Origin of the sequence: Aliarcobacter sp. (genome assembly GCF_041672065.1) — a bacterium.
Classification (GTDB): domain Bacteria; phylum Campylobacterota; class Campylobacteria; order Campylobacterales; family Arcobacteraceae; genus Aliarcobacter; species Aliarcobacter skirrowii.
This window is the reverse complement of the sequence record NZ_JBAZAH010000011.1, coordinates 1-15,812: the sequence shown is the minus strand read 5'-3', so window position 1 is coordinate 15,812 and position 15,812 is coordinate 1. Positions and strand designations below refer to the sequence as shown.

Genomic DNA, 15,812 nt, shown 5'->3' with positions numbered 1-15,812 from the left:
CTTATATTTTTAAGCTATTAATAGCTTTTTTATAATCATCACTTCCAAAAATGAAACTACCAGCAACAACAATATCAACTCCAGCATCTTTTAGCTCTTTGATGTTTTTATCGCTAACTCCACCATCAACCTCTATTAAGCAGTTTGGATTTCTTTTATTTATCAACTCTTTTAAAGTTTTTACTTTTTCTAAAATTGTTGGAATAAATTTTTGACCACCAAATCCTGGATTTACAGACATTAAAAGTACCATATCCAAATCTTGTAATAAATACTCTATATCTTCAACCTTTGTGTGAGGATTTAGTGTAATTGCTGGGCTTATTCCTAAACTTCTAATTTTTTGAATAAGTCTATGAGGATGTTTTTCGCTCTCAATATGAAATGATAGATATTTTGGCTTTAATGAAGCAAACAGATCAACAAAAAAATTGTTGTTTTCAACCATCAAATGAATATCAAGAGGTTTTGAGCTAAGCTTACTAACAGGCTCAACAACAACAGGGCCTATTGTTAAATTTGGTACGAAGTGCCCATCCATAACATCAACATGAACTAAATCACAACCAGCTTTACAAATAGCTTTAATCTCTTTTTCTAAATTCCCAAAATCAGCTGATAAAATAGATGGTGCTACTAACATTTAATACCTTTTTTATAAAAATTAGCAAGGATTATACAACTTTATCGCTTTTATAAACTATAAATAAGAATTTAAGTAGAATCTTCAAATTTTAAAAAAAGTAAAAAAATGAGATTAATTTTATTAGCAATTATATTTTGTTTCTCTTATTCAAGTGATGAGAGAGAAAAAAGAGAACATATTTTTGAAAACTATATTCAAAAACTTGATGATAAAGAGACAAATGAGTCATTACAACAGTTGGTAAAAAAAGATTTTGGAATAGTAACTTATAAATCAACATATATTTTACCAGCAACATATAGTTTTAATAACTTTGATGATGATAGAAAAAAATTTGAAACATCTTTTCAAATAAGTGCTCAAAAACCTATTTTTTACAATGTTTTTACAGATAATGACTCAATAAATATAGCATATATACAAAAATCTTTTTGGCAAACAGCTAGTTCATCGGCTCCTTTTCGTGAAACAAACTACGAACCAGAGATTTTTGCAAATTTTTATATCAATAATAAACATTTAAAACTTCTAAAAGTATCTTTAAATCACTTCTCAAATGGAAAAGCAGAAGACGAATCAAGATCAGCAAATAGAGTATATTTACAATCAATTTTTCAATTTGATAACTTTTTTATAAGTCCAAAAGTTTGGTATAGAGTTCCAGAAAAAAGCTCAAGCGATGATAATCCTGATTACTCAAAATATTATGGATATGGAGAGTTAAATATGATGTATTTGTATAAAAAACACTCTTTTGAACTTTTATTAAGAAACAATTTAAGATTAAACGACCAAAATAAAGGTGCTGTTGAATTTAATTGGAAATTCCCACTTCCAGAGTTTTTAAAATCTAAAAATAGTTTTGGAATGGTTCAAATATTTTCAGGATATGGACAAAGCTTTATTGATTATGACAAAGATATAACAAATATTGGATTTGGAATAGCATTTTCAAGATAATCTAATTTAAACTTTGTATATAAAAGTAGATTGACTCTATCTCCTCTTGTGTTAAGTAGTATGTTGGCATTATATTTGCTTTATAAATTAATTTTTCGCAAATTTGATCATCTTTAAACTTTTTATTTGGATTTCTTTTTGAGTTTACTTTTGTTTTAAAAGCTTCAAAAGAGACATCTTTTATATTTGGAGCATACAAAGTACACAAATACTCTTCACCTCTAAAAGTGTGTTTAAATTGAACTATTTGCTTACCCTTTGCACTATTTGAATGACAACTGTTACACCCTATTCCTCTTGGATTCTCATATAACATCTTCCCGTATTCAAGTTTTGTGATAAACAAAGAGTCATCATTTTGTGCTTTTAAAAAAGCAAAAAGAAGTAAAAAAAGAGTTATAAATTTCATTAAATTCCTAAATTTTTCTCATTTTTTAAAAACCAATATATGCTAAACATAAGCCCTGGAGTTTTTGCCTTATTCTCATCAAATAAAAAATCATCAACATCTTTTTTAGCCAAAAAATATAGCTCTATTTGCTCATCATTTATTCCACCACCACTGTGTATCTTTTGTTCTTCACAAATATTTGCAAAATATAGATGCTGTTTTGCTCCACTAATTCCTACATTTGTAAAAAAAGAGGTGATTTTTTTGATATCTTTTTTATCTACTTTATAACCACACTCCTCATCAATCTCTTCACTTACAATCTCTTCAAGAGTCATATTCTTATCTACAAGACCAGCACAAAGTTCATAAGTATAAGTTATATTTTTATCATTTAAATAGACAGGAACTCTAAACTGTTTTACAAGTAAAAATGACTCTTTTTCTTTATGATAGAGTAACACAGATACACTATCGTGGCTTCTTACAGCTTCCCAACTCTTTTTTGCTCCATTTAAAGTAAAGTTTACTTTGAGTGGTTTTATATAGTTAGACTCTTTTAACTCACTTACTTTTAAATCTGTAATTAGGTTTTTCATTTTTTTTCTTTTTATTTAAAATTATCAAATACCAAAGGAGCTTTTAAATCCAAACTTTTTAGATGCTTCATAATAGCTTGTAAATCATCTATATTTTTTCCTGTAACTCGTATTGTGTCGCCTTGATTTACAGCAGTTACTTTTAATTTTAGATTTTTTATCTCTGTTTGAATTCTTTTTGCTTCATCTTTTTCAATACTATCAATTATTTTGTAACTATATTTTCTATTCCCACCACTACTATCCTCTTTTTTAAGCTCTTCAAGTGAGTTTATACTAATTCCTCTTTTATTCATTTTTGAAATCATAATATCAAGCATTGCATCAATTTTGTTATCGCTTGAAGAGATAAGAGTTAAAGTCTTTGCTCCAATATTTAAATCAATCTCTTTGCTTATACCTTTAAAATCGTATCTATTGTCTATCTCTTTTTGTGCTTGAATAACAGCGTTTTTCATCTCTTGCATATCAAGTTTTGCTGAAATATCAAATGCGTGCTCTTTTACTGCCATTTTATCTTCTCCTTTTATTTATTATCTTTTAAAACTGCATAAGCAGCAATTATGTAAGCAATAATTTGTAAAGTCCCACCAATTGGTGTAATCATTCCAAGTTTTGGAATATTGAAAATTGTTAAAATATATAAAGAAACACTAAAAATCAAAGTTCCAATTATAAGTAAATTTTGTGCCAATTTTAGCTTACTATTATAAGCTCTTAACATTGTTAAAAAAGTTATAACAAAAAGTGCTAAAGTGTTGTAAAACTGATACTCTACACCTGTGTGAAAAACTTTTAGCATTTCAGGTGTTAATACTTTTTTTAATCCATGAGCTCCAAAAGCTCCAAGTGCAATAGCACTTGCAAATAGAATAAAACAAAATGCTAAATATTTTCTAGCCCTACTATCATATACCATTTAATCTCCTTTTATATCAACTTCCCAAAAAAATTCAATCCAAATATCTGTTTTATTTATATAAAAGTCAGGTTTAATCAAAGCCGTTGGTTTGTAAAAAAGTGTTGCTAGTTTAAATTCACAATTTGGAAATCTATTATTTAATAGCTTTAATATTTCAACCATTGTTTTCCCACTATCAACTATATCATCAATTATTAAAACCTTTTTATAAGATGATAAATCGGGAATATTAAAAATCTCTACACTATCTTTTTGATTTTTTCTATCATAAGATATTGAGTTTATAGAAAATATATCTCTTTGATTAAGTGCTTGTGCCATAAGATGAGATAGAGTTAATCCACCTCTTGCAACACTTATAAAAGCTTCTGCTTTAAAATCTTTTACCAAATTTACAAGTTTTGTAGTATCATTTTTGCACATTTCATAACTATAATATAGTTTATTCAAATAATAATCCTTTTTTTAAAGCGGTATTTTATCAATTTCTTGCTTATTTTGTGGTTTTTACTTTTTTATCAATTTTTCCTTTATATTAAGTGTTTATAAAGTTAAATTAACTAAAATAATAACTTTTAATAATTTAAGGAATATAGTATGAGACACTTCTTAAGCTTAATGGACTTCTCAAAAGAGGAGATTTTAGAGATTTTAAATCTGGCAAAAAAGATAAAAAATGATGCAAAATCTGGTAAACACAAAGATTATATGCCTAAAAAGATTTTAGGTATGATTTTTGAAAAGAGCTCTACAAGAACAAGAGTTTCATTTGAAGCTGGTATTTATGAGTTGGGTGGAGTTGGACTATTTTTATCATCAAATGATATACAACTAGGTCGAGGTGAACCTATGAAAGATACTGCTAGAGTAATTTCAAGAATGGTTGATATGGTTACTATTAGAACTTTTGAGCAAGAGAAACTTGAAGAGTTTGCAAGATACTCAAAAGTTCCTGTTATAAATGGACTTACAGATAAACTTCACCCTGTTCAATTAATGGCAGATTATCTAACAATAATGGAAGAGGGACTTGATAAAAATCTAGTTGTTGCATATATTGGTGATGGAAACAATATGGCTCACTCATGGCTAAATATGGCTTCAAAATTAGGATTTGAGTTAAGAATTGCAACTCCAAAAAATTATCAAGTAGATCAAGATATTTTAAAAGAGGCTTTAAAAGAGGCTAAAAAAAGTGGTGCAAAAATCTCTACTTGTTTTGATCCAAAAGAGGCAGCTGCTGGAGCAACTGTTGTTACAACTGATACTTGGATTTCAATGGGTCAAGAAGCTGAAAAAAATATGCGAATAAAAGATTTTAGTGGTTTTATAGTTGATGAGAATATTATGAAACTTGCTAGTAAAAAAGCTATATTTTTACACTGTCTTCCAGCTTATAGAGATTATGAAGTTAGTGAAGCTGTACTTGAAGGAGAACAAAGTAGAGTTTTCCAAGAGGCTGAAAATAGACTTCATGCTCAAAAAGGTATTATGGTTTGGTTAGATAAAAAAAGAGATGAAAAACAAAAAGATAAAAAAAGCAAAAAAAGAGACAATAAATAGATGATAGATTTCGCAAAATTCGTAAAATATTCAAAGCCAGGACCAAGATATACCTCATATCCAACTGCACCTGAGTTTAGTGAAAGTTTTACACAAGATGATTTAAAAAAGTATTTTAAAAATCAAGATAAAAGTAGAAATTTATCTCTATATTTTCATCTACCTTTTTGTAGAAGTGCCTGTTATTTTTGTGGTTGTAATACAATTTTTACATCAAAAGAGGATAAAAAAGTAAGATATATTGAGTATATTAAAAAAGAGCTTGATATTTTAAAAAAACATTTAGATACTTCAAGAGTTGTAACTCAAATGCACTTTGGGGGAGGAACTCCAACATATTTTTCACCATCACAGCTAGAAGATTTAATAAAAAAAATCAAAGATATTTTTCCAAATTTTAGCCTTGATGCAGAGATATCTTGTGAAGTAGATCCAAGATATTTCACAAAAGAGCATATGGATGTTTTAAAAGCTGGTGGATTTAATAGACTTAGCTTTGGAGTTCAAGATTTAGATGAGAGTGTACAAAAAACAATTCATAGAGTTCAACCATTTGAGCTTACACAAAATGTAATAAAAATAGCTAGAGATGCTGGAATTAAATCTATTAATACAGATTTAATCTATGGTTTACCACACCAAACAAAAGAGAGTTTTAAAACTACTTTAGAAAAGATGTTAACTTTAGATGTAGATAGATTTGCTGTATTTAATTATGCGCATGTTCCTTGGCTTATGAAAACTATGAGAAAATTTGATGAAACAACTTTTCCAAAACCAGATGAAAAACTTGAGATGCTAAAATTTACAATAGATTTTTTCACATCAAATGGCTATAAAATGGTTGGAATGGACCACTTTGCAAAACCAGATGATGAACTTTTTAAAGCTATTTTAAAAGGTGAACTTCATAGAAATTTCCAAGGATATACTACAAAAGGTGGTGCTGATTTAATTGGAATTGGTGTTACATCAATTGGAAATGGTGTTGATTATTATGCACAAAACTACAAAGATTTGGAACTTTGGGAAAAGGCTATTGATAATGAAGATTTACCAGTATTTAAAGGTTATAAACTATCAGATGATGATATTTTAAGACAATTTGTAATTATGGAACTTATGAGCAACTTCTCTTTAAATATCAAAAAAGTAGAAGAGCAATTTAAAATTAACTTTAAAGAGTATTTTGATGATGCACTAAAGGCTTTAAAAGAGTTTGAAGATGCACAACTTCTTAAAATATTTGATGACAAAATAGAGGTATTTGCCACAGGAACTATGCTAATTAGAAATATATGTATGCCTTTTGATGCTTATTTAAACAAAATTCCTGAAGATAAAAGAAGATTTTCTAAGACAATTTAATCAAATTTTAATAAAAAACATATAACAATTTTACCCATTAGTAGGTGCTAAAGCACCACTTAGGGGAGAGTAAAATGAGAAAAGCATCTTTTTCTGTAAATAGAAGAAACGAATTTACAGATATACACACACAAAGATTAAACGGACACAATAGTGCTATTTTTGAAAATAGCAACTACAACAGCTACAAAAGTTTTTATGACTACGACAATTTTCTAGAATTTGCAAAACAAAAGTATGAACAAACAATAAAACAAAAAATGCAACAAAGTGCTATTTCAAATATGTTTCAAGAGGCAATTATAACTATAGATGATACTCACACGCAAAATGATTTGGTAAATCTATTTTTTGATTTAAAGCAGAAATTTGGTGGACATGAACTTATAAATCTTACAATTCATAAAGATGAGGGGTATTTTTTAAAAGATGGTGTAACTTATAAACCATATAAAAATATTATAAAAAAAGATGACAACTGGTATATTTGTAGTATTGATAATCCAAGTGAAAAACCAGAAGAGTTTTCACAAATTGTTGATATTCAAACTTATGTAAAAGTTTCAAATCCTCATGCTCATGCTGTTTTTTCTATGTTTGACTTTAAACTTGGAAGAAATGCTAGAATGCAAAAAAAAGATATGGTTGAGAGACTTAAAATAGTTGCAGATATTTTAAAACTTGAATATGCTCCACAAAAAATATATAAAATTTTGGATAGCAATATGGATATTATTGGAGCTAAAGAGCAAGATTTAAAATCTTTAGAGTTTAAAATAGACTCTAAAAAGCAATTAATTTTTGATCTTAATAATAAAATCTTAGCAAAAGAGCATCTTCTTGAAGAGCTAAATCAAGAGCTTACATCAAAACATACAGTTTTAAGTTCAATTGCAAATAAAATAGATGAGAAGAATAGAGAGTTTCAAGATTTGATTACTCATATTTTGACAAAAGAGGATGAAATTGAGAGTTTACAAAGAAAAATTGTGGATAAAAATTCACAATTAAATTTGATTGAAGTTAGAATAAAAGAGAGAGAGTTTTTATTAAAAGAGCTTGAAAATCAATTGAGTTAGATATTCAAAATTGGGAATTACCCAATTTTAAAATACTATAAAAGCTCTTTTACTAAATCAGCAGGAGATTTAGCAGATAGTAAATTTGGTGCTACATCAAATGCAGTTTTTGCTCCAAAATCACCTTTTAAAGCCAACTTATAAGTAGCTCTTGCATAAGCCACAAGTACACTAGCTGTAAACTCAGGATTACTATCAAGTTTTAAAGAGTACTCAATTACTTGATTAATACCATTGCTACTATTTCCACTTCTAATTACAAATCCACCATGAGGCATAGTGTTGTGATTTTTATCAAACTCTTCTTGAGAGATAAAATTTACAGTTGTATCATAAGGCTCAAAATAGTTTGGCATTGTTTTTATCTCATTTTCAACTTTTTTAGCATCAGCACCATCTTTTAAAACAACAAAACACTCTCTTGTGTGTTTATCTTTTGTACTCAAGCTTGGTCTTGTTCCACTTCTTACTTTTTCAATAGCACTATTTGATGGAATTGTATATTGAACTCCAGCTTTTACACCCTCAACTCTTCTAATAGCATCTGAGTGTCCTTGACTTAAACCTTTACCCCAAAAAGTGTATGTATCTCCATCTGGTAAAAGTGCTTCACCAAAAAGTCTATTTATTGAGAACATTCCAGGATCCCAACCAATTGATATCATTCCTACTTTTTTATTAGGCTTTGCAACTTTATCAACACTTGCAAAATAGCTTGGAATTTCTGCGTGGTTATCATAACTATCAACAATATTAAAATGCTCTGCATATAAAGGTCCTTGTATTGGTAAATCATCTTTTGAACCACCACAAAGAATTAAAACATCAACTTTATCTTTAAAATCTAAAATATTTTCTACACTATAAACAGGAGTGTTTATTGTAGTTACACTTTTTGGGTCTCTTCTTGAAAAAACAGCCACCAAACTCATATCAGGATTTTTTGAAATAGAAAGTTCAACACCTCTTCCTAAATTTCCATATCCAACAATTGCAACTTTAATTTGATTATTCATGCTAAACGCTCCTTTTTTGGTAGTAAATTTTTTGCTAAAAATATTAGCAAAAAAAATTGCGACAATATTTTACAATTAAAAAACTTAATAAAATAGTTAGTCTGTTTATTATAGAATGAGCATTTTAAAATTTAGGAGATTTTTGTGTATATAATAGATTTTGAAAATATTGATGTTGGATATGATGAAAATATTGTTTTAAAGAATATAAATTTAAAAATAAAAAGTGGTGAACACTTTGCAATTTTAGGTGCAAATGGAAGTGGAAAATCAACTTTAATGAAACTAATTCAATCACAAATTCATCCAAGACATACAAAAAAGTTCAAAAAAGAGATTTTTGGAAAAAGTATATACTCAATTTTTGATCTAAAAAAAGAGTTAGGAGTAATCACAAATGACCTACACAACTATTTTGAAAAAGAGGCTGGATATTTAACTGGATTTGAAGTTGTATTAAGTGGATTTTATAGCTCAATAGGAGTATTTACTCATCAAGATTTTACAAAAGAGCAGATAAAAAAAGCTCTTGAAGTTATGAATTTCTTAGATATTTTTGATTTAAAAGATAAAAAAGTATCTTCTATGAGTACTGGACAACTTCGAAAATGTATAGTTGCAAGAGCTTTAATTCACAATCCAAAGGCTTTTGTACTAGATGAACCAACAGTTGGGCTTGATATAAAAGCACAAATAAATTTTATAAAAATGTTAGAAAAGCTATCTTCAAATGCAACTATAATTTTAGTAACACACCACCTTGAAGAGATTTTTCCTCAAATAAAAAATGTAGCTTTAATCTATAATCAAACAATTTATAAGTGTGGTAAAAAAGATGAGATTTTAACTAGCGAAAATTTAAGTACAATTTTTGATACAAATTTAGTAGTAAAAAGTAAAAACCAAAGATATTTTATTGAGGAGATAGTATGAAAAAAATAGCCAAAATTCTAGGTGCTTTAGTAGTTTTTTATCTATTATTGGGATTTTTTTTAGTTCCTTTTATTGCCAAAAAACTTATTATTTCAAATTTAGATAAAACCTTAGTTACAAAAACAAAAATTGATAAAATATACTTCAATCCACTAAGCTTTGAACTAAATATTAAAAATTTTGCTTTAATATATGAAGAAGATACTATTTTCTCATTAAAAAATCTATATATTGATATAGCAACTTTAAAATCCCTAGAAGAGAGACATTTAAGAGTAAGAGATATAACTTTAGATGAAGCATACATAAATATTGTTGATAATAATGCAGGGATAAATTTTGCACACTTATTAAAAGAGAATGAAAAGAGTTTAGAAACCAAAGAAACTGAGAAAAAAAGTGAAAATAGCTTTGATTTTTTTGTATATAAAATTTCATTAAAAAACTCAAAAATAGACTATAGCAAAGTTGTAGATGATGAGAAGTTTAATATAAATCTAAAAGATTTAAACTACACAATATACGACTTTGGAACATATAAAAACTACCTATCATCAAACAATCTTGAAGCTATTATAAATCAAAATAGCAAACTTAGTATTAAAGCTGGTATTAAATTAAATCCACTAAATATTGATGGTCAAATTAAAATAGATGATTTAAAAATAAATGATCTTTTAGCTTTTGATAAAAAACTTTTTAATTTTAAAATAAATGATGAATCAAATATCAATCTTATTTTAAACTACAATGTAAACTTAGAAGATAATTTAAAACTAAAGTTATTTAGTAAACTATTTGAAATAAATAATACAAAAGTGATAAAAGATGATGATGATGAGATTTTATATTTAAATAAATTTGCAGTTGAAGATACAAATATAGATTTAGATTTAAAAAATATTGATATAAATTTAATCAAATTTGATGATTTAACAACAAATATGATTTTAAATAAAGATGGTTCAAACTTCTCAAATTTGATAAATAACAAAAAAGATGAAGATAAAAAGAGTTTAGAAGAGAAAAATGAAAATGATAAATCTTGGGATTTTAAAATATCAAATTTAAATATTGAAAATTTAAACTACAATTTAATCGATAATATCACTAAATCAAGTTTAAAAATTGACTCTTTGAATTTAAATACAAAAGATATAGATTTTATAAACTCATCTTTTGATTTCAAAAATTTAGATTTTGATATTTTAAACTTAAATTTTACAAATGAAAATATAATTTTTCATACAAAAAGCAATAGCACTACAGATAAATTTGAAACTGACATATCAAATATAAAAGCAAATATATCTCCAAAAGATAAATTGTACAAATTTGATTTAGATGCAATAGTAGATAGATATGGTGTTTTAAATTCAAAAAATCTTTTAAATATTCATGATTTTAAAGAGTTTTCAGATATTAAACTTATTTTAAAAAATATCAATATAGGTAATTTTTCAACTTATAGCTCAAAATATCTTGGTAGAAAACTTGATGGTGGAAGGTTAGATTTGAATTTAGATTATGATATTAAAAACTCAAATTTAAAAGCTAAAAATGAGCTAATAATAAAAAACATAGAGTTTACAGATAGTGTAGTTAGTGAAAATGCAATAGTTTTACCTTTAGATTTGGCAGTTGTACTTCTAGAAGATTTATCAAAAACAATTGATATTAATCTTCCTGTTTCTGGAAATATTAGTGATCCACAATTTTCACTAGCTAAAATAATATGGAAATCTTTTTTAAATCTAATGACAAAAGTTGCAACTGCTCCTTTTTCAGTTGTTGCTTCAATGTTTAATTTTAGTGAAGATGAGATAAAAAGTGTTCATTTTACAAAAAATGAAAATGAGATTACTCCTGTTCAAAAAGAGACTTTGGATAAAATCGCAATGATATTAAATAGTAAAAAAGAGTTAGGTATCAATTTTTCTGCATCTTTTAATGAAAAAGAGGAGAAAGAGGAGCACTCAATTTTAAGAGCTTTAAATATAAAAGAGTATTTAATCAAAGAAAAAGGTGTAGATGAGAGACAAATTTTAATAGATAATCAAAGCGTAAAAACAAAATCAAATATTGACTTAAATATAAAACTTTTAAAATAAACATTACAAAATAGTTACTTAATAAAAAGCTTAAATTAAGTCAATATTGTTTATATTTTCAAGCTAAAATAAATTTTAATTAAAGGAAAATTATTGGACCCTGATATACAATCCTATATTATGCTTCTTGTTGCACTTATATTAGTGCTTTTAAATGGATTTTTCGTTCTTTCAGAGTTTGCTATTGTTAAAGTCAGACGAACAAAGTTAGAAGAGTTTGTAAAACAAGGAAAAAGAAGTGCATCTTTGGCACTAAAAATGTCTAACTCTCTTGACACTTATTTAAGTGCAACTCAACTTGGGATTACTTTTTCTTCACTAGCTCTTGGTTGGATTGGTGAACCTGCACTTGCAAGACTTATAGAATCAAATGTAACTTTTTTGGCAAATAACCCAGTTTTATTACATACTATTAGCTTTATTATTGCTTTTTCTATTGTTACTTTTTTACATGTAGTTTTTGGAGAGATTGTTCCAAAATCTATTGCTATTGCAAAAGCTGAAGTTATGGTTTTATATATAGCAAGACCTCTATACATTTTTTGGTTAGTTTTTTATCCACTAATTAGATTCTTTGATATTGTTGCTGCATCTATTTTAAGAGTACTTAATGTTAGACCAGCTACAGAACATGAACTAGCTCACTCAGAAGAGGAGCTTAGAATTATTGTAAATGAGAGTTTTAAAGGTGGTCATATTGACTCAGTTGAAAGCGAAATAATTAAAAATGCTGTTGATTTTTCTGAGACTGTTGCAAAAGAGATTATGACTCCAAGAAAAGATATGATATGTTTGAACTCTGAAAAATCTTTAGAAGAGAATATCAAAAGAGTTATTTCAACAAAACATACAAGATATCCATACTGCAATGGTGGTAAAGATAATATTGTAGGAATGATTCACTCACGAGATATTTTAAATGATGTTTTAGAGAGTAAAAAACTTGATATCTCTAAACTTGTAAGACCAATTATTATGGTGCCTGAAAACACTTCAATATCTTCAATTCTTACAAGAATGAATAAAAGTAGAATTCATTTAGCTTTGGTTGTTGATGAGTATGGTGGAACTTCTGGTCTTATTACTATGGATGATATTTTAGAAGAGATTATTGGTGAAACAACTGATGAACACGATCCAAAAGATGAATCTATTTTATTAATAGATGAAAATCGTTATGAGTTTGATGGAATTGTAAATATTGAAAAAGTTGAAGAACTTTTAGATATTGAGTTTGAAAAAGATGAGTTATCAGCTGTAACTATTGGTGGAAGAATTTTAAACCTTATTGGAAGATTACCAATTGAGGGTGAAACTATTAATGACAAAGATTGTACATATAAGATTTTAGCTGTTAATAACAACAGAATTACAAAAATTTTATGTGAAAAAAAGATAAAAGAGGAAGAGACTAAAGTTTAATTACTTTAGCTCCAAATCCTCCACTGCTTGGATGAGCATCTTCAAAAGATTTCACTTTTGGATGCTTTTTCAAAAACTCTTTAACTGCAAATGCTAATTTACCAGTACCAATTCCATGATAAACTAAAACCTCTTCAAAACCAGCCAAAAGTGCATCACTTATAAATTTATCAAGATTTTCAATAGCCTCTTCTGCTCTTTGACCATGAAGATCTAGTTTTATATCACCACTTTGAGATTTTGCAACATTTAAAGATACTTTTTTCTTAGGTTTTGGAAGTGGATTTCCACTTCTTTTTAGTTCGCTTAATAAAACTTGCATCTTCAATCCAGCATCAGTTTCAATAAAGGCTTTAACCCCTTTAATTGATAAAATTGATCCTTTTGTATTTCTATATTTAACTCTATCATTTACTTTAAAATCAACAATTTCATCTTCAGTTTTTTCTACTTCTATCTCTTTTACAATTTTATGAGAGATATTTAAATGTCTATGAGAATCTTCAATTAACTTTGTTTTAATAGCTTTTTTAGCCTCTTCTCGTGCATCTTTATACTCTTTGTGAAGTTTTGACTTCTCAATATAAATATGCTCATCTAGCTGCTCTTTTTGCTCTTTTAAATTATTTGATAATCTTTGATAGTTTTCAATTTCACTATTTAATTTTTGAATCTTTTGTTTATACTCTCGCTCTAACTCACTACTTCTTTCAATTAACTCATTTAATCTATCTTTATCATCTCCATAAACCTCTTTAGCTTTTTTAACAACATTTAAAGGAATTCCATATCTTAAAGCTGTTTCAAAAGCATAGGATCTTCCTATTGTTCCTTGCAAGAACTCATAAGTTGGTCTTTGATTCTCCTCATCATATAAAGCTGCTATTAATTCAACATCAGGATTTGAAGCCATAAGAGCTGCTAATCTTTTATGGTGAGTTGTGATAACTATTTTTATATCTTTTTGAATTAGATCTTCAATCATAACTTTAAACAAACTAGCAGCCTCATCTGAATCTGTTCCAAGTTCAATCTCATCAACTCCAACAATAGCATTTTTGCTTGAAAAAAGTTTCGAAAACTCAACCATACGACCTGCAAATGTTGAGATGTCATTTTTAACACTTTGTGGGTCATCTAAAACAGCATTTATATATTTAAAATTGCTAACTTTTGTATCTTTGTGAGCTTTATATGGAAGAAGATATTTTGATAGAAAAACAGCACTTAAAATAGATTTTAGCATCATAGTTTTTCCACCTGCATTAACACCTGTTATCATTACAACACTTTTTGAAAAATCAATTGATATTGGCTTGGCATTTGCTAGTGCTGGATGAGAAAACTCTACAAGTTTGTTTACACTACTTTTTGAAGGAAGAATAAAGTTTTTATCCCCTATTTTTGCAAAAAATATTCTTGCTTGGTAGTGATCAAATCTATCAAACTCTTTGTTTATAAACTTTAAAAAAAGAAGATTTTTTTCAAAAGTTGATGATATCTCTTTACAAAGTTTAAATAAAATCTCCTCTTGTTTATTTCTTAAATCATTTTGTTTTTGTTTAAGTTCACTAATACTATGAGGAACTACATAAAAAAATCCACTATTTGATCTATCTATTACGCTTCCACTTAAAATATTACTAAAACCACCTCTTAAAAGCAAACACTCCTGCTCATTTATGTAGTGAACTTGCATATCAACCAAATATGGTCTTAGTTTTGAAGAGTTTACTGTTTTATAAAGACTTTGTTTAATATCCTCTTTATTTTTATAAATAGCGTGTTTGATATTGTCAAAATCTTCATTTACACCCTCTTTTAAATTTGATTTATCATCAAAGTATTGACAAATTTTTAAAATATCATTTGGAATTGTTATTTTCTCAATCCACTCAAAAAGTTTACCTTCAAAATTGAATCTTTTTAGATATAAAAAATAGTTTACAATTTTTACAAACTCAAATATTTCATAAATTTTTAAAATACCCTGCTTTTGCAAATGAATCAGTTGAGAATCAAGATTTTCAACACTCAAAGGAGCTTTAAAATCAAATCTTCCTAACTCATCTATTAGTTTATAGTGAATATTTATATCACCCTCTAAAATTATAGATTTGTCTCTTGCAAAAAGTTTTGAAAAGCTTGTTATATAGTCGCTTAGATCTAGTTTTTTAATTAAATTTTCCATGAGGTGGATTATATCTTAAAGCTCTTAATTTTTTTATGAAAATAGATTATATTCCTATCTTTCTATATTAGTTATTTTTTGGGTCTAAAAGCTTTTATAATCTCTTCATTTGTCTCTAAATATGGACCTTCCATCAAATCAATACAGTATGGAATTGCTGGAAAAACTGCATCTAAACACTCTTTTATTGATTTTGGTTTTCCTGGAAGATTTACTATTAAAGAGCTTCCTCGCAGTCCTGCTGTTTGTCTTGATAAAATAGCTGTTGGAACATATTGTAAACTTACACTTCTCATAAGCTCTCCAAATCCTGGCATCATTCTATCACACACAGCTTCTGTTGCTTCTGGAGTTACATCTCTTAAGGCTGGTCCTGTTCCTCCTGTTGTAACAACCAAACAGCACTTTTGATTATCTATTAAATCTATTAAAGTCTCTTCAATAGTCATTCTATCATCACTAATACATCTATAAACCTCTTGCCAATGAGATTTTAAATAACTATTTAAAGTATCAATAATAGCCTTTCCTGATAAATCCTCATAAATTCCAGCACTAGCTCTATCACTTGTTGTAATTATTCCAATTTTTGCAATCATAATAAATGTCCT

General features: G+C 27.3%; 16 protein-coding genes. 7 read left to right on the top strand and 9 right to left on the bottom strand.

The window, feature by feature from the left end:
• Position 1 precedes the first annotated feature (1 nt).
• The gene (gene rpe / locus WC168_RS03070; RefSeq protein ID WP_372617470.1) at positions 2-643 is read right to left on the bottom strand and encodes a ribulose-phosphate 3-epimerase; all 642 of its coding nucleotides are present in this window, start codon (positions 641-643) and stop codon (positions 2-4) included.
• Between the two features lie 108 nt (positions 644-751).
• On the opposite strand from rpe, the gene WC168_RS03065 reads away from it, so the two are divergent.
• Positions 752-1,606 carry a phospholipase A gene (locus WC168_RS03065; RefSeq protein ID WP_372617468.1) on the top strand — a complete coding sequence of 285 codons (855 nt, stop codon included), beginning with the start codon at positions 752-754 and terminating at the stop codon, positions 1,604-1,606.
• A 1-nt stretch (position 1,607) separates the two neighbouring features.
• Here the strand turns inward: WC168_RS03065 and WC168_RS03060 are convergent, their stop codons facing one another.
• The 5 genes from WC168_RS03060 to WC168_RS03040 are packed head-to-tail and all read right to left on the bottom strand — an operon-like array spanning position 1,608 to position 3,968.
• Complete coding sequence (locus WC168_RS03060) at positions 1,608-2,015, bottom strand: c-type cytochrome (protein ID WP_066161467.1); 408 nt, start codon at positions 2,013-2,015, stop codon at positions 1,608-1,610.
• On the bottom strand, positions 2,015-2,596 hold the full coding sequence (locus tag WC168_RS03055; protein ID WP_066161468.1) for an NUDIX domain-containing protein: 582 nt from the start codon (positions 2,594-2,596) through the stop codon (positions 2,015-2,017). The genes WC168_RS03060 and WC168_RS03055 overlap by 1 nt, the downstream gene beginning before the upstream one ends.
• An 11-nt stretch (positions 2,597-2,607) precedes the next feature.
• Positions 2,608-3,108 carry a YajQ family cyclic di-GMP-binding protein gene (locus tag WC168_RS03050; protein WP_066350813.1) on the bottom strand — a complete coding sequence of 167 codons (501 nt, stop codon included), beginning with the start codon at positions 3,106-3,108 and terminating at the stop codon, positions 2,608-2,610.
• 14 nt (positions 3,109-3,122) lie between these two features.
• On the bottom strand, positions 3,123-3,515 hold the full coding sequence (locus tag WC168_RS03045) for a DUF423 domain-containing protein (protein ID WP_066350815.1): 393 nt from the start codon (positions 3,513-3,515) through the stop codon (positions 3,123-3,125).
• Positions 3,516-3,968: a phosphoribosyltransferase gene (locus tag WC168_RS03040; RefSeq protein WP_066161471.1), complete on the bottom strand. Its 453-nt coding sequence runs from the start codon at positions 3,966-3,968 to the stop codon at positions 3,516-3,518.
• Between the two features lie 147 nt (positions 3,969-4,115).
• Between WC168_RS03040 and argF the strand changes: the two genes are divergently transcribed.
• From argF to WC168_RS03025, 3 genes are all read left to right on the top strand, one after another.
• The gene (gene argF, locus WC168_RS03035) at positions 4,116-5,081 is read left to right on the top strand and encodes an ornithine carbamoyltransferase (protein WP_066161472.1); all 966 of its coding nucleotides are present in this window, start codon (positions 4,116-4,118) and stop codon (positions 5,079-5,081) included.
• Positions 5,082-6,449, top strand: a complete 1,368-nt coding sequence (gene hemN / locus WC168_RS03030) for an oxygen-independent coproporphyrinogen III oxidase (protein ID WP_066355396.1) — start codon at positions 5,082-5,084, stop codon at positions 6,447-6,449. It begins immediately after the preceding gene.
• Between the two features lie 74 nt (positions 6,450-6,523).
• Positions 6,524-7,528 (top strand): hypothetical protein, encoded by a 1,005-nt coding sequence (locus WC168_RS03025; RefSeq protein ID WP_372617464.1) that lies wholly within the window; start codon positions 6,524-6,526, stop codon positions 7,526-7,528.
• Between the two features lie 35 nt (positions 7,529-7,563).
• Here WC168_RS03025 and WC168_RS03020 read toward each other — a convergent pair whose 3' ends face one another.
• A complete protein-coding gene (locus tag WC168_RS03020) occupies positions 7,564-8,544 on the bottom strand; it encodes a diaminopimelate dehydrogenase (RefSeq protein WP_066350821.1) in 981 nt (326 codons plus the stop codon).
• Positions 8,545-8,688: 144 nt separating this feature from the next.
• Between WC168_RS03020 and WC168_RS03015 the strand changes: the two genes are divergently transcribed.
• The 3 genes from WC168_RS03015 (at position 8,689) to WC168_RS03005 (ending at position 13,010) form a co-directional block, all read left to right on the top strand.
• Positions 8,689-9,477 carry an ABC transporter ATP-binding protein gene (locus tag WC168_RS03015; protein ID WP_066350823.1) on the top strand — a complete coding sequence of 263 codons (789 nt, stop codon included), beginning with the start codon at positions 8,689-8,691 and terminating at the stop codon, positions 9,475-9,477.
• A complete protein-coding gene (locus tag WC168_RS03010; RefSeq protein ID WP_372617462.1) occupies positions 9,474-11,588 on the top strand; it encodes a DUF748 domain-containing protein in 2,115 nt (704 codons plus the stop codon). Before WC168_RS03015 ends, WC168_RS03010 begins: the two co-directional genes overlap by 4 nt.
• Positions 11,589-11,708: 120 nt before the next feature.
• Positions 11,709-13,010 (top strand): hemolysin family protein, encoded by a 1,302-nt coding sequence (locus WC168_RS03005; protein ID WP_372617496.1) that lies wholly within the window; start codon positions 11,709-11,711, stop codon positions 13,008-13,010.
• Here the strand turns inward: WC168_RS03005 and WC168_RS03000 are convergent.
• Both WC168_RS03000 and mog read right to left on the bottom strand, forming a co-directional pair.
• The gene (locus WC168_RS03000) at positions 13,000-15,201 is read right to left on the bottom strand and encodes an endonuclease MutS2 (protein ID WP_372617460.1); all 2,202 of its coding nucleotides are present in this window, start codon (positions 15,199-15,201) and stop codon (positions 13,000-13,002) included. The genes WC168_RS03005 and WC168_RS03000 overlap by 11 nt on opposite strands.
• Positions 15,202-15,272: 71 nt before the next feature.
• Positions 15,273-15,800, bottom strand: coding sequence for a molybdopterin adenylyltransferase (gene mog, locus WC168_RS02995; protein WP_372617494.1), 528 nt, complete (start codon positions 15,798-15,800; stop codon positions 15,273-15,275).
• Between the last annotated feature and the right edge of the window lie 12 nt (positions 15,801-15,812).